Source organism: Gilvirhabdus luticola, assembly GCF_040117515.1.
GTDB lineage: Bacteria > Bacteroidota > Bacteroidia > Flavobacteriales > Flavobacteriaceae > Gilvirhabdus > Gilvirhabdus luticola.
In genome coordinates this window covers 220,569-242,012 of the sequence record NZ_JBEEEN010000005.1, presented here as the reverse complement: position 1 = coordinate 242,012, position 21,444 = coordinate 220,569, and the positions used below count along the sequence as shown (strand labels likewise).

Sequence of the window (21,444 nt, the reverse complement as noted above, 5' to 3'; positions counted from 1 at the left end):
TGATTTTCAAATGAAAAAAATGGAAGAAGCAAAGCGATTGCCAAATAGGGAATTGGAAAATCTCTGATTTTCAAATGCAAAAAAGGGAAGAATTAAAAAATAATTTACTTTTTTAAAAATAAGACATCCAAAATATCTTTTGTCACGTATATAAAAACAAGTGACACCAATTTCTACTTATATAGGTTAATAGCATAATCATTCTCAAAAAAGTGTCATTAAAAAATAGGTTATTTTATGGGTTAAAATAACCGTAGTTAGTTTAGTTAGGGACTAAAATCCTACTTATTTTGAACAGGAAAGTTTAATTTGGGTAGGATTTAGTTTTTAGGTCTATTTAATAAAGCGCTTTAATTTTCTTTAGTTTTGATTTCCAAAGTTTTAAAGTGTCTTTATGTTTCTTTATGTTGTTATTCACCTCTTGAACTAAAGGATTATCATTTTCTACATTTGTAAAAAATTGTAAATTATTTTCAAGTTGATTGATTTCACCTTTCACTTCATCAATTTTCTTTCTAATGAATGATAGTTCATTATTAAGAACTTTAGAGTCTTCATTATTGTTGAGGACTTCTAATTTGTTGTCATACTTAATGAGCTCAATTTCATTCTTACTTATACCAGTTTTTTCGAATAAATGGTCTAAAGCTTTATAGAATTTACCTTCAATATAGCGTTTATTATTTGGCACAAAACCAATGTCTTTCCATTTAACAATGTAATCTTTTATTAACTGAATATCTTCTTCTTTTTCCCCCTTGAGTTTAAGACCTTTTAGTTCCTGAAGCAGTTCTACTTTTTTATTATAGGTTTCTAATTGCTCTTTGTTTTGTGAATTTCTATTAGCGTGAAGTTTATCAAAATAGCTATTACATGCCGCTTTAAATTGTTTCCAAATCTTATCACTGTCTTTTCTTGGCACATGTCCAATACTTTTCCACTCACTTTGAATTTTTTTCATGAGAGGAGTTATAGTTTCAAAATCTTCACTATCCTTATTGTCTTCAGCAACTTTAATTAAGGCTAATTTTTTTTGAAGGTTTTCGTATTGGTTTTTCTTTAAATCTTTGTAAAATGAATTTTTCTTTTTATTAAAAACTCTAACAGCATTTTTGAACTTTGCCCAAGTCTCTTCGTTTGCTTTTATTGGGACTTTACCAGCATTAAAGAAAGATTCTCTTAATGCTTCAATTTCCTTTATCTTTTTTTGCCATAAACTGTGAGAGGTAGCTCCTTCTTCGGTTATGGTTTTAATAGCATCTATTATCTTTAATTTTTCATCAAGATTTTTTTCATAAACTACTTCAAGTTCTGCAAAGTGTGCCTGGCGTTTATCATGAATTATTTTTGTGGCATCTTTAAAACGTTTCCAAATATCATTTCTATGCTCTTTTGCAACAGGCCCTAATTCTTCTTTCCACATTTTATGCAAAGCTTGAAGCTCACGAAAAGACCTTGTAATATTGTCATCTTTTGCTAGTTCTTCAGCTTGTTCAATAATTTTTAACTTTTTTTCTAGGTTGTATTTAAAGTCTAAATCTCTTAAATCTCGATTAAGATGGAGGAAATCGTAAAAGATTTCAACATGGTGATGATAGCTGTTCCATGCATTATTATATTTATCTCTAGGAATCGGACCGGCATGTTTCCACCGTTCTTGTAATTCTTTAAAATGTTTGTAAGTTGTATTTATGTTCTCTTCAACATTAATCAAGCCTTTAATTTCCTCAATAATTTCTAACCTATTAGCTAGATTGTCCTTGAGACTATTTTCTATGTTTTTATAATGAAGATGTAGTTTATTCCTGTATTCTTTATAAACACTTTTAAAACGCTTTTGTAGTGGACTAGAGTAATAAAAGTCAATTTCATGGCCGCCTTCGTTTAAAAACTCTTCTTTTTTCTCTTCTAAAAGCGCATTGAATTTTGATTTAAATTCTGATCTAATACCTTCTACATGGGCTTTTATAGCCTGTGCTTTTTCATTTTTTACGAGTTTATCCAACTCAATGACCAAAGCATCCATGGACATTTTATCATATTCCTTAAATTCGATAACATGTCGTTCTTTGTTCCCTTCATCTTCGGCATCTTCAGCATTAGAAGAGTCTATTTCATCAATGGCATCTTCCTCTTTTTTTGGCTCTTTATTACTCGATTTTGAAGTAGATTCCTTTTTGTCAAGCGTATCTTCTCCGTTATTGGGCTCATCTATGACTGATGACTGAGAAGAAGATTCTTTTTGATCTTTATGATTCTCCTCTATGAGGTCTATCTTTTTAGACTCTGATTCTTCTATTCCATCTGCTTTTGGCAGGTTATCTTGCTCTGACATTTCTTAAAATGTTTTAAGTTTTTACAATTTCATAACACCTTAAAGATAATAACAACTCAAGTATTTACAAAAGGTTGATACTATTTTAATGTATTAAAAGTACTGTTTTTAATCTTTATTCCAGATGTTCCAGGCTTTCTCTGCTTGCAATATTAACATATTTGAGCCATTAATGGTTGTGGCTCCATATTGTTTGCCAAGCTTAAGAAATTTAGTTTCTTCTGGATTATATATTAAATCGTATAATATATGATTTTGTGTGATGAATTTATATGGAATATTAGGACACTGGTCTACATTTGGAAATGTTCCAACAGGAGAGCAATTAATAATTATTGGATGAGTTTTTATAAGGTCTTCTGTTAAATTGCGATAAGTAATTTTAGTAAATTCTGATGGTTTTCTTGAAATATAAATATAGTCTATTCCAAGTTCGTTTAAAGTAAAGGCAACAGCTTTGCTTGCACCACCTGTGCCTAAAATAATTGCTTTTTTATGGTTAGGTTTTAAAAACGGTTGTAATGATTTTTTAAAGCCATAACAATCTGTGTTATAACCAATTAATTTGCCGTTTGCATTAATCTTTATTGTGTTTACGGCGCCTATTTTTTTTGCTTTTTTATTGAGTTTATCCAGAAAAGGGATGACTTCTTCTTTATACGGAATTGTAACATTCAATCCTTTTAAGTTAACTGTTTTTGATATGATATTTGAAAATTCAGTAATATTCTGAATGTCAAAATTTTGGTAGTTGGCATCATTTATTTGTTCATTTTCAAACTTCTTTTTAAAATAAGATTCAGAAAATGAATATGAAATATTTTTGCCTAATAGACCAAATCTACGCATCTTGTTTTTTAGGTTTTGTTTTTTGTCCGTATACTTCCAAAGCTAAAACAATTAAAATTCCAATAACTATAAATAAAATGGCAGTCCAAGTTTGTGCATTGAGTTCTGGAATGTAACGACTATAATTTTCTATAACTTTTGCTCCTTGAGAATCAATTTGAATACTTCCATCTTCGAGTAACTTATATATGGTTTTTTTCCAGGGCCATACAACACCAAGAGAACCAATAATAAATCCAATGATAACAGAAATAGTAATTCTTTTATACCGTTTTAAAATGTAGCTTAACAAATGAGAAAAAGTGACTAAACCAGTAACAGAACCCAACGTAAAGACTGCAAGAACCTTAAGCATTCTTATTCTTGCAACATTGTATATAAAGCTGAAATTACCTTTAATTATTTCAAATAGAGTATCATAAAGTGCATTTACAGAATCAACTAAAAGCAGTACATAATTACCTAATAAAATAAGAATGAATGAGCCTGAAAAACCGGGCAATGTCATTCCAGTTACGCTAATTATGCCACAGAAAAAAACAAACCAAAGGTTATCATTTTCTGTTGCAGGATCTAAAAAACTAATGCCAATACCAATCACAATCCCTATAATTATAGCAATACAGGTCTTATAATTCCAATCTTTAAAGTCTTTACCGATGTAATATATAGAGCCAATAATCATTCCGAAAAACACACTCCATACATAAAGCTCGTAATGTTTTATAAAATAGTCTAGTATTTTTGACACACTAAAATAACTAATGACCATTCCCAAAAAAAGGAGGCCTAAAAAACGACCATTGATATACTGAAAAAAGCTTTTAAATCTACCATTGAAAAGTAGCTTTAAAGCTTTTCTATTCACTTTTTGTAATGAATAGATAAATTCTTCATAAAACCCTGCAACAAAAGCCACTACACCACCAGAAACACCAGGAACTTTGTTTGCAGCTCCCATACCTATACCCTTTAAAACAAGGAAAATCTTATCTGCTAGTGTTCTTGTACTTTCCATTACACTTTTTTAGATCCGACTTTTTCTAGGATATATATGGTTAAGAAACCAATAATCATTAATACTATGGTGAACAATAATTGATTATCACCTTCATATAAAAATGGAGACACACTTTTTTCCAAAAGAGGAACTTCTACACCTTTAGAATTTAATCGCCAGGTTAATGTTTCTTTCCAAGGCCAAACTTTATTTAAAGATCCAAAAATGAAGCCAGTAAGCAATGCCAATGTGGCATTGTGATAATGTTTAAATAGCCATTTTAAAACACGACTAAAACTTAATAACCCAATTATGGCTCCAATAACAAAAAGAGCAATTTTTTTAAAATCAAAATCATGAATTGCAGTGCTTAAAGTTTTATATGCACCAAGAATGACTAGAATAAATGATCCAGAAATACCTGGTAAAATCATGGCACAAATAGCCAATGCTCCTGCAAAAATTAGAAATATAGAATTCTCATTGTCATTTAATGATGGTAATGTGGATATGTAGTAAGCGATAAATGCACCAATGATTAGAACAACTATTGTCACAAAATTCCATTTTGTAATTTGTTTGCCTACAAAATAGATACTCGCAATTATGAGTCCAAAGAAAAATGACCATATTAAAATAGGATGATTTTCTATTAAATATTTTGCCAAACGCATAAAGGAAACAAAACTGATAATTATTCCAGTTAAAAGAGCTAATAAAAAATTACCATTTAACTGTTTCCAAAATACTGTAAAACCTTCTTTGAAAAGAGTCTTAAAAAGAGCAACATTAACATTACTTATGGTTGTAATCAATTCTTCGTAAATACCTGATATAAAAGCAATAGTACCACCAGAAACACCAGGAACAGCATCGGCTGCTCCCATGGCTATTCCTTTAAGAGATATTATAAAATAATCAATAAGCCGTCTTTGCATTTTCAGTTTTTATATGAGAAAACCAAAGATATTCAATTTTGATAACAAGCTCTTGTTATTGATTTGTTTTTATCAAGTTTTTTATTTTTACTTTCTTGTAAATTTTTGGGAAGAGTTCTTCTATTATAAAAGTATATTCTTTATTGTTTTGTAATGCATTCTTTAAATGATATTCACCTTTATCATTTTCACCTAAAAAGAAATAACATCCAGCTAGCCTATATTCTATTTCAGCATTGTTTGGGTAAAATTCGCTTGCTTCTATTAAGTTTATTATTGCAGAATCTATTTCACCTAATTTAATTAAGATATCACTTCTTGATATCCAAGTGTTTAATTCGTAATTGCCCAAGTCTAGTGCTTTTTTAAAACCATTTTCAGCTTCCTCCAGAAAATTTAACTGTAGATTTATTTGAGCATAGTATTTCCAGTAAACTACGTTTTCACTATCAATATTGATGGCTTTGTTGATATAGTATAATGCTTTTTGAAAATTATGCTTTTTTCTGTAAAATTTAGTGATTGAAATCCAACCTTTATCCAAAAGAGGATCTTCGTGAACAGTTTTATAATAATATTGAACTGCAAGATCGTCCTGACCTAATTTTTCATAACAATTACCAATACGTAACAATGCAAAAGAAGTTGGGTCGTCTAGTTTTAAAGTCGTATTATAACTCTCGATGGCTTCGTTATAGCATTTTAATTTTTCAAGCACTTTGCCTTTTTCTAAATAAGCTCCAATAAAAGCATCATCAGAAATTATAGCAAAATCAAAAGCAGCCAAAGCTTTTTTATAATCTTTTATTGTAAAATATTGTTTCCCTAACTGATGCCATGCTACTTCGCTGTATGGGTTTTTGTCTAAAAACACATTTAAAAACTCAATAGCTTCTAGATTTTGGTCTAGAAAATCAAAACAATAAATCATGTTATACAATGCAGAATAATCAAACTGGTCTTCTTCCACGCATTTCATGAAATAAATTTTTGCTTCTTCAAATTTGTCAAGAAACAAATATTCCATACCTATAAGTGAGTATATATCTATTGGGTCATCCGTTAATTTAAGCGCGTTTTTCAACACATCTACAGCTTCTTGATGAAGATCTTTTTTAGACAGTATATTAGCCTTCTGGATATAAATTTCTTCATTCAATGGCTCTAAATTATAAAGCTCATTAAGCAAACTATCGGCAATATCCAACTTGTTTTCAAAAACATAGACCTCAACTTTAAATAGCTTTAGATTTATTGAAGTCGGATGTTGATCCAATCCCAATTTTATTGCTTTTTTAGCTAGAGCAACTTTACCTTGATTAAGATAGTGGTGGATGATGTTTTCGAATTCCTCTGAATCAAAAAACAAAACATGGTTTGTTTTTAACATTGATTCAAATTTTGTAAGTGATAAATTGTTGTTGTTGTCGTCGGGACTAAACTCCATAGGCACTTCGTACTATTAGGTTTCAATAAATTTAACGTTCTATTCTATTTTTATCTGTTGAAGACTTAAATGTTTTTAACAAAGTAATCAACAGCATAATTTCACTGGTTTTAGGACTTTTGCTTTTGATTTTCAAAAAGTTGAAAACTTATTCATAATGTGTTATTGTGTTTAAAACATCAATTATGATGCCGCAACCTTTAATAATTTCTTCATTTGATATTGTAAGCGACGGTGTAATTCGGATTGCTTTGGGTTCAAATAGTAACCAAAACAGTACTAATCCTTCATCCTGGCATTTTAAAATGACTTGATTTGTAATTTCTGCAGATGGTGTAAAGGCAGCCAACATTAAACCTCGACCTCTTATTTCTGTTATTAATGGATGTTTTAAATGCTCTCTGAAAAGTTTTTCTTTTTTAAGAGTTTGGTGCATTAAATCACTTTTAGTAATTTCTTTAAGAGTTGCAAGAGCAGAAGCAGCTATAACTGGATGACCACCAAAAGTTGTTATGTGTCCTAATCTTGGATTGTCCATAAATAAATCCATTAAACTTGAAGATGATGTGAAAGCGCCAATAGGCATGCCGCCACCTAAACCTTTTCCCATGACCAAGATGTCTGGTACACAATTGTAATGTTCAAACCCAAAGAGTTTTCCAGTTCTTCCAATACCTGATTGAATTTCATCTAAAATTAAAAGTGCTCCAACTTGATCGCAACGTTTCCTAACCTTTTCTAAATAATCCTTATTAGGTTCTATAAATCCAGCACCACCTTGAATGGTTTCAAGAATAACACAAGCTGTTTTAGTAGAAATGTGTTGTAAATCTTGTTCATCATTAAATTCTATAAACCTAACATCTGGTAGTAATGGTCTGAAAGCTCGCTTACGTTTTTCGTAGCCCATAATACTCATAGATCCCATTGTATTGCCATGATAAGCTTTTTTTGCTGCAATCATTTCACTGCGACCTGTAGCTCGTTTAGCAAGCTTTAATGCACCTTCTATGGCTTCTGTACCAGAATTTGTCAAATATGTTTTATCAAGAGATTTTGGTAAAAATTTTGACAATAATTTAGCGAGTTCAACAGCTGGTTCTTGAATGTATTCTCCATAAACCATAACATGCAAATACTTATCTATTTGCCCTTTTATTGCTGAAATGACTTTTGGATGATTATGCCCTAAAGTACATGCTGAAACACCAGCAACAAAATCAAGATATGATTTTTGGTTTTTATCATAAATGTATGACCCTTTGGCATGTGAAATTTCTAGAGCTAAAGGGTTTAGTGATGTTTGCGCTTGATATTTAAAGAAATCTTCCGTCATTGAGAATTGGGCTTCTTTTTTGGTAAGGGTTTCTCTATAGTAAGAGAATCAGACTTTAAGTCTTCTGGTAAATGTCGTGATGCTTTTTTTGGTTCATTTGGGTTAATGCTTGGATCCGCTTCATCAGCTTTTTTTATACGCTCTAATAAATTATCATCAAAGAAATCTTCAGCCTCTATATAATCACTCAACCCTTTTATTTTTGGCAAATTTAAAGGAGGGTCATCCTTAAACAAATCTTCTACGCTATTAGGTCTTTCGTCTTCTCTCCAAACAAAACCTTTAAGTATTTTAGCATTTTCAGGGAATTGTGATTCAGGATAAATATTTCCATCAATTTGATTAATTTTTCTTACTTCCTCTACAGCATTATCTTTAATGAAAATTCTAATTCTGCCTGATTTAGATTTGTCAATTCCAACAAGTTCGTTTTCATCGTTTCTAAAGTAATAAATTGATTCAGCATTTTTTATAATATCAACCTGATGTAGCTGATTTTCTTCATTGAACAAACCAATTAAACGCTGTCCTGATATTTGATTGTATCCAGCATCAAGCGTGTCTTTACTTATTAGAAATGCGTTATTAAAAACAAGTAAAGTATCTAATTTTTCGGTTTCTGTATTGGATATTAAGTGTATAGTATCTCCAGTCATTTGGTTTTTAAGATTCCAAAGTATAGGGCGAATTTTCTTTGCAAATGCATCTGAAGGATCTACTTTAGAAATGTTAATTAATTGTGTTAATCCTTTTTCATGGTTCACATGTACAGAATCTGCTTTTCCGCTCATATCAGATTTATACATTTTTACATTTCTAAAAGCTCTTGTAATGCGATGTTCTGGATCACCAGTTACCATAAGTGTATCGCCATGCATGTAAATAGAATCTTTTTCCTGAACGGTTATTGCTAAAGCGCGTTTAGTTATAAAAACGGAGTCTTTTTCTCTAAACACTTCGGCATAATGTCCTTTCACAACGCTATTATTTAAAGTATCTGTAACCTTAATATTATTAGTAGCCGAAGCAAAACTACTGTTTCGATCAAAATACATGCTGTCTCCTTCAAAAATCCGATTGTCATAATCAATTCTGGATTTTTTTATAAAATAACCGATATCATTTTCTGTGTCATAATAACCACGTTCACAATAAATTTTACTAGAGTCTCCTGTAATTGTGCTTGGCCCGTACATATAGGCATGACCATTTTCTGTAAAATAATCTAATCTTTGAGTCCTTAAAATATAATCTGGGTTTACCAATTTTACGCTATCAATAAATTGATATTTTTTTATATTCATATAATATCTACCGATACGACTTGTGATAGTTCCTGATGAATCTCTAACTACTGTTCCTCCAGATTTGTAAAATGATTGTTGTTTTTCTCTGTCAAAATAAAGCGTGTCTGTTGTAAGTACAGAAGATGGCTCTGTTAAGACCACATCACCGCTGGCAAAAGCTAGTTGTGTTTTGCCACTGTATTCAACATATTTGGCGCCCATATTTATGGTATCGCCTTGTTTCATATTCACATTTCCGTAAGCTTCAATAAAGTTTTCGTCACTATAATGAATGGCTTGGTCACACCACATATTTACACCATCATGGATGATATGTACTTGTCCAGAATCATCTCTGGTTAAGATTTTTGCACCAGGATAATTGGCTTCATCAAAGGTTAAAAATCCAGAATATTCAATTTGAATTTTTCGTTGTTGGGCATTTATTGTTGCAACTGCAAATAACAGGAAACACAAAAAGATATATTTGAATTTGAATAATTTCAAAATTGAATAATTTGCAACAAAAATAACGATAATAATGAAGTAACATTGTGTAGTTAGAAAAAATGCCTAAAATATAGTTAGGCATTGAATTTTATTGAATTAAATTGAAGGTATTTTATACTTTTTTTTCTTTTTTGAATTTGGTTATAATTTTCATTGTACCCGTTGGATTACTGCGTTTTAAAATCAAAAGATCTTCTTGTTGTTGGTACTTATATTCAAGTTTTATTTTGCGACCATTAAATATTAGTGAAAGAAATAAATTATCATTTTCGATTGTCCATGTACCTTCTTGAGATTCCAAACTTCCATTTCTCATGTTACTGGATTGTTTTAATGTGCCATCATTAAAAAAGTATAAATCCCAGGCAGACTTATCTTCTTTTAAAGTGCTTTCGGATGTTGTGTTTGTTTTTTCGCCTTTAACCATTGTAAATTCAATGACGCTCCATTTTCCAATGATACTAATGTCTTGGGCTTTTACTAATAAGGATAAGCTTATAAATATTAAAGTAAATATTAAATGTTTCATTATTATTAATTTAATGTTTTAGATTTTCTTTTTGAGGTATACCAATATAAAAGATACAAGAATCCAGGAGGGAAAATAAAAAATATAAAAATTGAGGCTTGTTTAACAAAATCTAACAATGACATTTTTACATCTGGGGCAGAAATTTGTAAAGCAGTAAACATAATTACTAAACCTAAACAAGCAATGAGTCCACCTAGCCCTTCCCATTTGTAGGCAATAGCTAAACCTAGCACTATTACAAAAAAACAACCAAATGCTATAATTTCCCAAACGTTTCTAAACCCTTCTCCTTTAGGAGCTTCACCAGTTATTGATTCAATAATGTGGGCTATAACCATGAAGAGAATGAAGGCTAAAATCAGTCCTCCCCAAATTCTAGCGATCCACAAGATTAATGTTGAAATTTTCCGTGATTGCTTCATGATAAAGGAATTAAGATCCAACTTTAGGATAATATTAAGCTATAATTTATAAAATGAGTATTATATATTAATATTGTTTAATATATTGGACACTTTTCTTGTGCTCTAGAGGTGTTTGTCCGGTAACTTTTTTGAAGATAGTGTAAAAACTAGATTTTGAATTGAATCCAGATTCTAATCCAATAGATAAAACGGTGTACCTTTCATATTCAGAATCTGCCAGCATTTTTTTTGCTTCCTCAACTCTTAATGAATTAATATAATCAGAGAAGTTTATTGATAAGTTTTTATTGATAAGTTGAGATATATACCCTTCACTCAAATTAAATTTATCAGATAAATATTTTAGACTTAAGTTAGGATTCAAGTATGATTTTTCTTCCTGTATATAATCCTTTATTCTGTCAAAACTTTCTGAATTTCGATTAGGCCTGTTCTGTTTTACCTTAAGATGTTCTATTCGTTTTTCTCTTAATTCAATTCGGTTTCGCAATTCTTTTGACTTATTTAAACCAGCATATCCTATTAAATAAATTAAAATAGATATACCGATCCATAAAGGATAGAATAATTGTATATCATTCAAATCATAAATTGTTGTCTTTGCAACTGCAAATATCCAGCAGATACAAGCAAGCACACCTAGATATATTAAATTTTTTAACCAATTGGTTTCAGATTTTACCCATTTTATGTCATATGTATTATCTTTTTCATACAATATTATCAGTTTGTAGGTAAAATACATGACTAATAAATTGAAAGCAAAGGAAAGATAATCTGAATACATATAAAACCCTCGTTTAAAATGTGAAGGTTCACTAAAATTCTGATTAATGGAGTAGTTGTGCAAGACTAATGATGTGTGGATTATAAAAAGAACACAGAATGGTAAGATTAATAAAATCTTCGTTTTAAATTCCATTTTTTGTTTACCCAAAAATTTGAAAACATAAAAATAGAACATAGGTAATATTAACCATTGCCAAGGTAGATAAGCAAGCTTGAAAATTGAATCATCAGCAACGATCTGTGTATCAAGTAACCAGTTTTGAAAGTTATTTAATGATAAAAAAAGAACAACCAGACCTAAATAAACAGTATTGTTTGTAATATATTTTTTTTGGGTAAATACAATACCACTGAAAATTATTCCATGAACAACTCCAGAGATAATGAGGATATTAAATATGTTAAAATTTAACCCATTTATTGTTACTGTCTAAAAATAGTCTGTTTTCTATCGGGTCCAACAGAGACAATGGTAATTGGTATTTCCAATTCTCTTTCTAAAAAGTCTATGTATTCATTCAGTTCTTTTGGTAATTGAGAATTGTCCAATAGTTTGGTTAGATCTTCTTTCCAACCTTTTAATTCTGTATAAACAGGAGTCACATTTTCAGGTTCGATATTATAAGGTAAGTGATTTATTTCCTTATTTTGATACATATAGGAAGTACATACTTTTAAGGTTTTAAACCCAGAAAGGACGTCGCCTTTCATCATCATTAATTTTGTAACCCCGTTTATTTGACATGCATATTTTAAAGCTACCAAATCTAACCAACCACAGCGTCTTGCCCGTCCAGTAGTAGCACCAAATTCCTTGCCAACACGCCCCATAGTTTCACCAGCCTCATCAAATAACTCTGTTGGGAAAGGCCCAGAACCAACTCTAGTAGTATAAGCTTTAAAGATTCCAAAAACGTCACCAATCTGGTTTGGTGCAACACCAAGACCAGTACAGGCTCCTGCTGCTGTTGTATTGCTTGATGTCACAAAAGGATACGTTCCAAAATCTATGTCGAGCAGAGAGCCTTGAGCACCTTCAGCAAGAATACTTTTTCCTTCTTTTTGAGCCTGAAATATATACTCTTCAGAGTCAATAAACTTTAGTGATTTTAAAACATCGACAGCATTAAAAAACTCATTCTCCAATTCTTTTAAATCGTATTGAATGTCCACATCATAGAAATCTATCATTGCTTCGTGCTTGTTAGCTAGATTTCTATATTTTGTTTTCCAATCGCTCAACTCTAAATCTCCAACGCGAATTCCATTTCTTCCTGTTTTGTCCATATAAGTTGGGCCAATACCTTTCAGAGTAGATCCTATTTTTGCTTTTCCTTTGGAGGCTTCGCTAGCTGCATCCAACAAGCGATGAGTAGGAAGAATGATATGAGCTTTTCGAGATATAAACAATGATTTTTTATAATCTACATGTTGTTCAGTCAGGTTATCCAATTCTTTCTTGAAAATAACAGGATCTATTACAACGCCATTACCTACGAGGTTTGTAGCATTGTCATGAAAAATACCGGAAGGAATAGTATGTAATACATGTTTCTTGCCATTAAAGACCAGAGTATGTCCTGCATTTGGACCACCTTGAAAACGCGCAATAATATTGTAGTTAGAGGTAAGAACGTCAACAATTTTTCCTTTGCCTTCGTCTCCCCATTGTAAACCTAGTAGTAAATCTACTGCCATTATAAAAAATTAATTTTTGGTTGTTTTTTTGTTTCCGTAAAAGTAGAGTGAGTGATTTTTAATTTCGATATCAAAAACCTCTTCAATTGTTTTTTTTATGGATTGAATTCTAGGGTCGCAAAACTCAATAACTTCTCCAGTATCTGTAAGAATGATGTGGTCGTGCTGCCTATCGAAATATGATTTTTCGTAATGTGCCTGATTTTGACCAAACTGATGTTTTCTTACTAAACCACATTCTAAAAGTAATTCGATGGTATTGTAAAGCGTAGCTCTACTTACACGATACTTTTTGTTTTTCATGGTCAGATAAAGAGATTCTATATCGAAATGCTCTTCGCTATTATAAATTTCTTGAAGTATAGCATAGCGTTCAGGAGTTTTTCGATGTCCATTGTCTTCTAAAAATAAGGTAAAGACATTCTTTACAATTTCCTGATGTTTTGAATCTGATTTTACACTCATAATTTCTCTGCAAATTTACACTTATTTTTAAACTCTTGTTACTTTATCTATACCATTAATAGTTTTAAGCTTATCAATAAGTTTTTTGAGCATCGTATTATTTTTTACAATAAGATTTATTTTTCCTGAAAATACACCATCGTCACTATCAAAGCTTAAGCTTTTCATATTAACGTGCATGTTTGAAGAAATAACTTTGGTAATCTCATTGACCAATCCAAGGTTATCTATGCCAGATAATTTTATTTGAGCAGAAAATTCTTGTTGTGAAGAATCTATCCATTTGGCAGACATGATTCTATATGCGTAGTTGGATTGTAGACTTACTGCATTTGGGCAATTTTTTTTATGCACTTTTAATCCTTCAGATACAGTTAGGAAACCAAAAACGGGATCTCCTGGAATTGGGTTGCAGCAGCTTGCCAGTTTATAATCTAATTTTTCTTCATCTTTCCCAAAGACCAGTAAATCATATTTTGAAGTAATTTCTTCTTTTTCAATTTCTTCTTTAGAAATAGAGGTTTTACGAGAAATTTTGTTTTTTATAAAACTCATTAGAGCATTACTTCTTGATGAAGCATAATCTTTTAGCATAGAATTATCTATGGTGCCAATACCGACACGATAAAATAAATCTAGGCTCGTTTTAAGCTTAAAGAAATTAACCAACTCGTTAATAGATTTTTCATCTAAGGTAATTTTAAGCTGCTTTAATTTTCTTCGTAACAATTCTTTACCATCTTCGGCTACTCGTTTTTTATCTTCTTTTAAAACGGATTTAATTTTACTTCTGGCTCTAGCGGTAGTAGAATAGTCCAACCAGTTAGGATTTGGTTTTGCCGATTCTGATGTTAGAATTTCTACCTGATCACCACTTTGTAATTCATGACTTAAAGGCACCAATTTACCATTTACTTTAGCACCGCGAGTTTTCATACCAACTTCGGTATGGATACTAAAAGCAAAATCTAGTGGTGTCGCTCCTTTAGGTAAAGATTTTAAATCTCCTTTTGGTGTAAAAACAAATATTTCTTTTGAATATAAATTAAGCTTAAACTGCTCAACAAAATCTACGGCATTGGTTTCAGGGTTTTCAAGAGCTTCCTGTAACTTGTTTATCCAATCTTCAAGGCTATCTTCTTGTTCGTCTACATTTTTGTATTTGTAGTGAGCTGCATAGCCTTTTTCAGCTATCTCGTTCATACGATCACTTCTAATTTGCACCTCAACCCAACGACCTTTAGGACCCATTACTGTAATATGAAGTGCTTCATAACCTGTAGTTTTTGGAGACGAAATCCAATCTCGAAGTCGTGTTGGATTTGGTCTAAAATGGTCTGTTACGATAGAGTAAATTTTCCATGCCAAGAACTTTTCGTTATCAATATCACTTTTATAAATTATTCTAATCGCAAATTTATCGTACACTTCATCAAAAGATACACCTTGCTTCTGCATTTTTTTTCTAATGGAGAAAATTGATTTAGGTCTTCCTTTTATTGTATAATTTAAATTTTCCTTATTCAACGAATTGCTAATAACCTTACTAAACTCTTTAATGTAAAGATCCTGTTCTTCTTTACTTTCTTTAATTTTAAGTAAAATATCGCTGTATACTTCGGGTTCTGTATATTTTAGACCAAGGTCTTCAAGCTCTGTTTTAATGTTGTATAGCCCAATTCTGTGCGCGAGTGGAGCATAAATATAGAGTGTTTCCGAAGCTATTTTTACTTGCTTATCCGCACGCATCACATCCATAGTTTGCATATTGTGTAGTCGGTCTGCAATTTTTATAATGATTACGCGAACATCATCATTTAGCGTTAACAACATTTTTCTGAAGTTCTCGGCTTGGGTAGAAACATCCATATCTTTTTTAAGTGAGGATATTTTTGTGAGACCATCAACAATTCTGGCCACAGTTTCACCAAACATTTGTTCGATATCTGCCAAATTGTAATCGTCGTTATCTTCTACAACATCATGAATTAAGGCAGCAGCAATTGAGGTTGCGTCCAGACCAATTTCTGAAGCAACAATTTTGGCAACTGCAAGAGGATGAAAAATATAGGCTTCGCCAGATTTTCTACGTTGGTTTTTATGCGCATCTAAAGCGACATCAAAGGCTGAACGAATCATCTTTTTGTCGTCTTTAGTAAGCGTTCTGTAGCTAACTTTTAGAAGTTCTTTATACTCTTTAGCAATTGCAGCATTTTCCTTTTCAATCTCAACTTCTGTCATAAAACTAAAGTAACATAAAGAAAATTAATGAGCAATAGTTTGCTTTGGTTTTTAATTGCTAAAATAGATAAAAGAGTATTTAAACTTGTAAAGTAGACTTTAAACGATTAAAGCTCTAAAAATGAAAGAATTATCATATTTATTTGTATATTAGATATACTTCAAACCAAGATCACCTATTTAGTTTTTGATATCTGTTTTCTATTGCCACTTTAGAATTCTAATCTACACTCTCTGGTTATTTAATTAATAGCAAAATAATATTTAATAACTAAAACTAACACATTATGAAAACAATTTTTAAAACGGCAATGCTCATTGCTATTATGGTATCATTTTCTTGTAGTAATGAATCTTTAAATGATAGTCTAGATTCAGCCAACAAAAGTGCAAATGCAGAACGAGTAACTAAAAAAATAACAAATTCTTTAGCGAGTGATCCTGACCCAAACGCCACCAATGAATGCGGTGAAGCATTATACTATGGTATTATGTCACATATGGGTAAAGTTACTGGCTATACCTATGATTCAACATGTTACTTTACCGAATACGGAACTTTAATTAGTACTGGAAGTGAAGTTACAATTGCTGCAAATGGTGACGAAATGTGGTCTATTGGAACTATAGAAATAACCTTCCCAACAGATGGTTCTAATATCGCGACAATTGAAGGTGGTTCTATTATAACAGGAGGCACAGGACGGTTTGCAGGTGCTACTGGTTGGTTTGTATTTGAAAACATGACTGTAGACCTTTTAACTGGTCATGAATCTCACACTGCTTATGGTGAAATCACGTATTAAGCTTATATAATATAATTTATAATAGTATTATCGGTAATTATTATTTGTCATTAAAATTTGATATTATAATAATTGCCGATTTTTTATAAAATTAAAGTTTTAAATTCTTAATACGTTGCAATAGTGTAGGATGCGAATAATGCATAAATACATAAGCTGGATGCGGTGTTAGATTGCTCAAGCTATTTTTAGAGAGTTTCTTTAATGAAGTAATTAATGGTTTTGCTTTGTAGGTACTTTTGGCATAATCATCTGCTTGGTATTCGAATTTTCGGGAGAAATAATTCATAATCAAACCAGTGATTTCACTAATTGGGCTGTACAACAAACCAAAGGCAATTAAACCAATATGAAAACTTGGAATTTCTACTCCTAAAGCATGCGACAACACAGGATTTGAAATAAAAACCGAAAGTAAATACAGCATAAAACCAGTTAAGATAATAGATACAAACAGATTGAAAATGATATGCTTCTTCTTATAGTGCCCAACTTCGTGAGCTAAAACAGCAACAATTTCTTCGTCATCCAGATCATTAATCAATGTATCAAAAAGGGTGACACGTTTTTCACTACCAAAACCAGAAAAATAGGCATTGGCTTTTGTACTTCGTTTGGAGCCATCAATTACAAAGATCTTATCTAATTTAAAGCCAACCGTTTTGGCATAAGCAGATATTTTTTCTCGAAGTGTGTTCTCTTCCAAAGGTGTTTGCTTGTTAAATAGAGGTACAATAAGACGTGAGTAGAACATATTCATGAATAATGTGAATACAGCAACTGTTGCCCAAGCATATAACCAGAAGTTTGAACCTGTAATGTTATAAAACCAAATGATCAATGCTAATATACCACCGCCAATAATGGCCAACATAAACCAACCTTTTATCTTATCGAGAATAAAGGTTTTCATTGTCATCTTGTTAAAACCAAATTTTTCTTCAATCACAAAATTCTTGTAATAGGCGAATGGTGTTGATAATATATCACTACCTAACATAATGATACCGAAAAATATCAAAGCAATAATTATTGAATTGTCACTGTAACTTCGAGCGATATTATCTACAAATTCAAATCCGTCAAAGAACAAAAAAGCTAAAGTTAAGACCAATGAAAATGCTGATGTATAGTTAGAAAACTGCTGATTGGTCTTTTTATATGCTTGCGATTTTTTGTATTCGTTTTCATCATAAACGTCTTGTAATTCTTTTGGCAATTCGTCATTAAAATGTTTGGCGTTAAGCCAATCTAAAGTTTTGTCAACAATAAAATTGACTAATAAAATGCCAATGATGATATAAAAAAGTGTATTTGAAGTCATGTAATTTAATTCCTAGTTATTTTGTCTCTGACGAACGGCTTCAAAAATAAGAATTCCTGCAGCAACTGAAACATTCATCGAATCTATTTCACCTTGCATGGGTATTATAATATTTTGAGTTGAATTTTGGAGCCATTCATTACTTAATCCTGTAGCTTCAGTTCCAACAACAATAGCTGATGGTTTTTTGAAATCTTGAAAATCATATGTTACAGAAGCCTGTAATGCAGCACAATAAATATTGATGTTATTGGTTTTTAAAAACTGAATGATTTCAGTTGTGCTTCCCATTGCAACAGTATTTGTAAACACACAACCAACACTTGAGCGAATAATGTTGGGATTATACAAATCAGTTTTTGGATTAGCTATAATGACAGCATCCAAATTGGCAGCATCTGCAGTACGAAGCAATGCGCCAATATTTCCAGGTTTTTCAGGAGCTTCGGCAACTAAAATGAGAGGCTTCTTATCTGTAAGTTTTAAATCTTTAAGAGAATGATCTTTACTTTTTGCAACTGCCAAAACACCTTCTGTAGTTTCACGATGTGCTAATTTCTTGAATACGTCATGAGATATTTCTATAATCTCAATACCATGATGCTGTAAGGATTCAGCCTCACTTATTGAAAATAACTCTGGGTAAAACAAGATGGTTTCTATTTTGTAATTGCTTTTAATAGCTAATGAAACCTCACGTTTACCTTCAATTAAAAACAATCCAGATTTTTTTCGTTCTCTCGATTTTTCCTTGAGCTGAACGAGCTGTTTGATATAGGAATTTTGCGTGCTGAAAATTTGTTTTGTCATAAACAGCAAAGATACTTTAAAAACTGATGTCAAAGGTTTGTGTTTTCAAAATAATTAACAAGCAACGCCACTACATAACTATAACTTTCCATGCCTTTATCTTGATTGTTTGCCTTCAAGAAACCATTATAGAAAATTTTAAAAAAAGGCTCAAACGGATTTTGATGTGCTTCCCAAAAATCTCTAACTTCTTTGTAATTTTTTAATATTCCAGGATTTACGGTTTCAACAAGTTCTTCGTAAAGTGCTTCATCTCTCATATAAATTTCATTCAAGCAATGGCGCAAACCAAAAGTGTATCCTGAATATTTAAAATATATATTGTCGTGATTTGTAGCTGCCAAGAAACCAATAAAATTGGCTTCATTTTCTGCTGCATATCCTAACTGATGTGCAATTTCGTGTGAAGCCGTAGTTGGGAATCTGTAAGTTGGTATAAGACCGTCAATTTGAGATTCATTGGTCAACGGATTTAAATAGCCACTAAAACCCATATACGTTAATGGATAGCTAAACAAAGATTTCTTTAAGCTTTTTGTGTTGTATTTTAAATCCGGAAAATCTTTTTTAAGATTGTCATATCCATCCGCAATCATATTTAAAATGTTATTTTCATCGTAGGGTATGGTTACTTTAAGGCTATCATTTCTCGCAATATTGGAATGGATTTCGTTAGATTTTTCAATCAACTTTTTAGTTGTAGACACCAATTGTTCTGTAGTATAGTCAGCTTCAAGACCTAAATTTTTATGAAGAGGTAATCGGTAATAGTTCATTGCCCAAAGCAGATGAAAAGCAAAGTATAAAATTGAAACTACTGAAAGCACATCTGTGAGCCACGATTTAGTATCTTGTATAATTCGTCTTCTATTTTTATACAACCATCTTAAACCAAAAATAATGGCGAACAAATAAAGAAAATCACCTATGGAAAACGGAAACCAACCAAATACAAATCGGAAGAATTTTGAGCTGTATTGGTAAAAACCATTACTGTAATATTTTTCTATAACATCTGGGTAGAGAGACAACCATTTAATAATAAAATATTGTGGAATTATAGAAATCGCTATTAACTGTTTGGTGGTTTTACGCATGAATCAAAAATAGAAAATAGTTTTATAAAACTTGTGCTTATCATTACCTTTGTAAAACTTTAAAAAATAAATATGAATTCTGAAATAAGAGAACTACAGCCAAAAACAATTTGGAACAAATTTGCTGACTTGAATGCAGTACCAAGAGCTTCTAAAAAAGAAGGACGAGTCATAAAGTTCATGAAAGATTTTGGAGCTAAACTTGGTTTAGAAACCATTGAGGATGAAGTTGGGAACGTGATTATAAAAAAGCCAGCAACTGCTGGTATGGAAAACAGGAAAACTGTTGTGATACAATCACATTTAGACATGGTTCACCAAAAGAATAATGACACGAATTTTGATTTTGATACTCAAGGCATTAACATGATGGTTGATGGCGATTGGGTAAAAGCTAAAGGCACAACACTTGGTGCAGATAATGGTTTAGGTGTGGCTACCATTATGGCCGTTCTGGAGAGTAAAGATGTTGTTCATCCACCGCTTGAAGCCTTGTTTACTATAGATGAAGAAACAGGAATGACTGGGGCAATGGGACTCAAAGGAGGCTTGCTTTCAGGAGATATTCTTTTGAATTTGGATACAGAAGAAGATAATGAAATAGGCGTTGGATGTGCTGGCGGTGTAGATATTACAGCAACTAGAACGTACAAGATGGAAGAAACTCCAGAATTCAAAATAGGATTTAAAATTACTGTTAAAGGATTACAAGGCGGACATTCAGGGATGCAAATTCATGAAGGGTTAGGCAATGCAAATAAGATTATGAACAGATTGCTTTTTGATGGTTTTGAAAATTTTGGTTTACGAATTTCTGAAATTGATGGAGGAGGACTTCGTAATGCTATTCCAAGAGAAAGCAATACTATTGTTGCAATTGATAGTATTCATGAAGAAGCTTTTAATACAGAAATGGAAGAACTGGCTAATGAAATCAAAACAGAATTGAACATCATGGAACCAGATTTGGTTATCGAATTTACTAAAGTTGAAACACCAAAAAACATTATGGATTTAGGTGTGCAGGAAGGTCTAACAAGAGCTATTTATGCAGCTTGCAACGGTGTGTATAGAATGAGTGCAGACATTCCAGAATTGGTAGAAACCTCAAATAATATTGCAAGGGTTTTAGTAAAGGATGGTAACATTAAAGTGGCTTGTTTGACACGATCTTCGGTTGAAAGTTCTAAATGGGATTTGGCTAATATGCTTCGAGCTACTTTTGAATTAACAGGTTGTGAAGTTGAATTTTCTGGAAGTTATCCAGGCTGGACACCAAACATGAATTCTTCTATTTTAAAATTAATGACCGAACTCTATAGAGAGATGAATAATGAAGAACCACATGTTGCAGCTTGTCATGCTGGTTTGGAGTGTGGAATTTTAGGACAAAATTACCCTGAAATGGAAATGATAAGCTTTGGACCAAATATTCGCGGCGCACATTCACCAGATGAACGCGTTCAGATTTCTTCAGTTCAAAAATATTGGAAGTTTGTTCAAGAGATATTAAAACGTGTACCAGAAAAAGATGAATAAAAAAAAGCCACTTCATA

18 protein-coding genes are annotated in these 21,444 nt (G+C 31.6%); 2 read left to right on the top strand and 16 right to left on the bottom strand.

Annotated features, from left to right (window positions below; all coding sequences use genetic code 11):
• Positions 1-337: 337 nt before the first annotated feature.
• The 13 genes from AAFP94_RS10535 to AAFP94_RS10475 all read right to left on the bottom strand — a co-directional run bounded on the left by AAFP94_RS10535 (position 338) and on the right by AAFP94_RS10475 (position 15,851).
• Entirely contained in the window at positions 338-2,335 is a 1,998-nt protein-coding gene (locus AAFP94_RS10535) for a DUF349 domain-containing protein (RefSeq protein WP_316662677.1), read from the bottom strand.
• A 108-nt stretch (positions 2,336-2,443) separates the two neighbouring features.
• Positions 2,444-3,184, bottom strand: a complete 741-nt coding sequence (locus AAFP94_RS10530) for a shikimate dehydrogenase family protein (RefSeq protein WP_316662675.1) — start codon at positions 3,182-3,184, stop codon at positions 2,444-2,446.
• On the bottom strand, positions 3,177-4,202 hold the full coding sequence (locus AAFP94_RS10525; RefSeq protein ID WP_316662674.1) for a DUF368 domain-containing protein: 1,026 nt from the start codon (positions 4,200-4,202) through the stop codon (positions 3,177-3,179). Before AAFP94_RS10525 ends, AAFP94_RS10530 begins: the two co-directional genes overlap by 8 nt.
• Positions 4,202-5,122, bottom strand: coding sequence for a polyprenyl-phosphate transporter (locus tag AAFP94_RS10520; RefSeq protein ID WP_316662673.1), 921 nt, complete (start codon positions 5,120-5,122; stop codon positions 4,202-4,204). Before AAFP94_RS10520 ends, AAFP94_RS10525 begins: the two co-directional genes overlap by 1 nt.
• 55 nt (positions 5,123-5,177) lie before the next feature.
• Positions 5,178-6,512: a tetratricopeptide repeat protein gene (locus AAFP94_RS10515; protein WP_409628534.1), complete on the bottom strand. Its 1,335-nt coding sequence runs from the start codon at positions 6,510-6,512 to the stop codon at positions 5,178-5,180.
• A gap of 205 nt (positions 6,513-6,717) precedes the next feature.
• Positions 6,718-7,905 carry an aspartate aminotransferase family protein gene (locus AAFP94_RS10510; RefSeq protein ID WP_316662671.1) on the bottom strand — a complete coding sequence of 396 codons (1,188 nt, stop codon included), beginning with the start codon at positions 7,903-7,905 and terminating at the stop codon, positions 6,718-6,720.
• Positions 7,902-9,698 (bottom strand): OstA-like protein, encoded by a 1,797-nt coding sequence (locus tag AAFP94_RS10505; RefSeq protein ID WP_316662670.1) that lies wholly within the window; start codon positions 9,696-9,698, stop codon positions 7,902-7,904. The genes AAFP94_RS10510 and AAFP94_RS10505 overlap by 4 nt, the downstream gene beginning before the upstream one ends.
• A 115-nt stretch (positions 9,699-9,813) precedes the next feature.
• On the bottom strand, positions 9,814-10,230 hold the full coding sequence (locus tag AAFP94_RS10500; RefSeq protein WP_316662669.1) for a hypothetical protein: 417 nt from the start codon (positions 10,228-10,230) through the stop codon (positions 9,814-9,816).
• A 5-nt stretch (positions 10,231-10,235) separates the two neighbouring features.
• On the bottom strand, positions 10,236-10,655 hold the full coding sequence (locus AAFP94_RS10495) for a DUF7670 domain-containing protein (RefSeq protein WP_316662668.1): 420 nt from the start codon (positions 10,653-10,655) through the stop codon (positions 10,236-10,238).
• A 67-nt stretch (positions 10,656-10,722) separates the two neighbouring features.
• Positions 10,723-11,580: a helix-turn-helix domain-containing protein gene (locus tag AAFP94_RS10490; RefSeq protein WP_316662666.1), complete on the bottom strand. Its 858-nt coding sequence runs from the start codon at positions 11,578-11,580 to the stop codon at positions 10,723-10,725.
• Positions 11,581-11,870: 290 nt separating this feature from the next.
• Complete coding sequence (locus tag AAFP94_RS10485) at positions 11,871-13,145, bottom strand: adenylosuccinate synthase (protein WP_316662665.1); 1,275 nt, start codon at positions 13,143-13,145, stop codon at positions 11,871-11,873.
• Positions 13,146-13,154: 9 nt separating this feature from the next.
• Positions 13,155-13,610, bottom strand: a complete 456-nt coding sequence (locus AAFP94_RS10480) for a Fur family transcriptional regulator (RefSeq protein WP_316662664.1) — start codon at positions 13,608-13,610, stop codon at positions 13,155-13,157.
• A 27-nt stretch (positions 13,611-13,637) separates the two neighbouring features.
• Positions 13,638-15,851 (bottom strand): RelA/SpoT family protein, encoded by a 2,214-nt coding sequence (locus AAFP94_RS10475; RefSeq protein WP_316662663.1) that lies wholly within the window; start codon positions 15,849-15,851, stop codon positions 13,638-13,640.
• A gap of 287 nt (positions 15,852-16,138) precedes the next feature.
• Here AAFP94_RS10475 and AAFP94_RS10470 point away from each other — a divergent pair, with 287 nt between their 5' ends.
• A complete protein-coding gene (locus tag AAFP94_RS10470; protein ID WP_316662662.1) occupies positions 16,139-16,657 on the top strand; it encodes a hypothetical protein in 519 nt (172 codons plus the stop codon).
• Positions 16,658-16,748: 91 nt separating this feature from the next.
• On the opposite strand, the gene AAFP94_RS10465 is transcribed toward AAFP94_RS10470, so the two are convergent.
• The 3 genes from AAFP94_RS10465 to AAFP94_RS10455 are packed head-to-tail and all read right to left on the bottom strand — an operon-like array spanning position 16,749 to position 19,888.
• Entirely contained in the window at positions 16,749-17,981 is a 1,233-nt protein-coding gene (locus tag AAFP94_RS10465) for a M48 family metallopeptidase (protein WP_316662661.1), read from the bottom strand.
• Between the two features lie 12 nt (positions 17,982-17,993).
• On the bottom strand, positions 17,994-18,791 hold the full coding sequence (locus AAFP94_RS10460; protein WP_316662660.1) for a TrmH family RNA methyltransferase: 798 nt from the start codon (positions 18,789-18,791) through the stop codon (positions 17,994-17,996).
• 29 nt (positions 18,792-18,820) lie between these two features.
• Positions 18,821-19,888: a DUF3810 domain-containing protein gene (locus AAFP94_RS10455; RefSeq protein ID WP_316662659.1), complete on the bottom strand. Its 1,068-nt coding sequence runs from the start codon at positions 19,886-19,888 to the stop codon at positions 18,821-18,823.
• 72 nt (positions 19,889-19,960) lie between these two features.
• Between AAFP94_RS10455 and AAFP94_RS10450 the strand changes: the two genes are divergently transcribed.
• Positions 19,961-21,427: an aminoacyl-histidine dipeptidase gene (locus AAFP94_RS10450; RefSeq protein WP_316662658.1), complete on the top strand. Its 1,467-nt coding sequence runs from the start codon at positions 19,961-19,963 to the stop codon at positions 21,425-21,427.
• Positions 21,428-21,444: the final 17 nt, after the last annotated feature.

What these genes read in the sequence shown, in the direction of transcription:
- AAFP94_RS10535 (WP_316662677.1), bottom strand. Translation starts at nt 2,335, where the DNA reads ATGTCAGAGCAAGATAACCTGCCAAAAGCAGATGGAATAGAAGAATCA.
- AAFP94_RS10530 (WP_316662675.1), bottom strand. Translation starts at nt 3,184, where the DNA reads ATGCGTAGATTTGGTCTATTAGGCAAAAATATTTCATATTCATTTTCT.
- AAFP94_RS10525 (WP_316662674.1), bottom strand. Translation starts at nt 4,202, where the DNA reads ATGGAAAGTACAAGAACACTAGCAGATAAGATTTTCCTTGTTTTAAAG.
- AAFP94_RS10520 (WP_316662673.1), bottom strand. Translation starts at nt 5,122, where the DNA reads ATGCAAAGACGGCTTATTGATTATTTTATAATATCTCTTAAAGGAATA.
- AAFP94_RS10515 (WP_409628534.1), bottom strand. Translation starts at nt 6,512, where the DNA reads ATGTTAAAAACAAACCATGTTTTGTTTTTTGATTCAGAGGAATTCGAA.
- AAFP94_RS10510 (WP_316662671.1), bottom strand. Translation starts at nt 7,905, where the DNA reads ATGACGGAAGATTTCTTTAAATATCAAGCGCAAACATCACTAAACCCT.
- AAFP94_RS10500 (WP_316662669.1), bottom strand. Translation starts at nt 10,230, where the DNA reads ATGAAACATTTAATATTTACTTTAATATTTATAAGCTTATCCTTATTA.
- AAFP94_RS10495 (WP_316662668.1), bottom strand. Translation starts at nt 10,655, where the DNA reads ATGAAGCAATCACGGAAAATTTCAACATTAATCTTGTGGATCGCTAGA.
- AAFP94_RS10490 (WP_316662666.1), bottom strand. Translation starts at nt 11,580, where the DNA reads ATGGAATTTAAAACGAAGATTTTATTAATCTTACCATTCTGTGTTCTT.
- AAFP94_RS10485 (WP_316662665.1), bottom strand. Translation starts at nt 13,145, where the DNA reads ATGGCAGTAGATTTACTACTAGGTTTACAATGGGGAGACGAAGGCAAA.
- AAFP94_RS10480 (WP_316662664.1), bottom strand. Translation starts at nt 13,610, where the DNA reads ATGAGTGTAAAATCAGATTCAAAACATCAGGAAATTGTAAAGAATGTC.
- AAFP94_RS10475 (WP_316662663.1), bottom strand. Translation starts at nt 15,851, where the DNA reads ATGACAGAAGTTGAGATTGAAAAGGAAAATGCTGCAATTGCTAAAGAG.
- AAFP94_RS10470 (WP_316662662.1), top strand. Translation starts at nt 16,139, where the DNA reads ATGAAAACAATTTTTAAAACGGCAATGCTCATTGCTATTATGGTATCA.
- AAFP94_RS10465 (WP_316662661.1), bottom strand. Translation starts at nt 17,981, where the DNA reads ATGACTTCAAATACACTTTTTTATATCATCATTGGCATTTTATTAGTC.
- AAFP94_RS10460 (WP_316662660.1), bottom strand. Translation starts at nt 18,791, where the DNA reads ATGACAAAACAAATTTTCAGCACGCAAAATTCCTATATCAAACAGCTC.
- AAFP94_RS10455 (WP_316662659.1), bottom strand. Translation starts at nt 19,888, where the DNA reads ATGCGTAAAACCACCAAACAGTTAATAGCGATTTCTATAATTCCACAA.
- AAFP94_RS10450 (WP_316662658.1), top strand. Translation starts at nt 19,961, where the DNA reads ATGAATTCTGAAATAAGAGAACTACAGCCAAAAACAATTTGGAACAAA.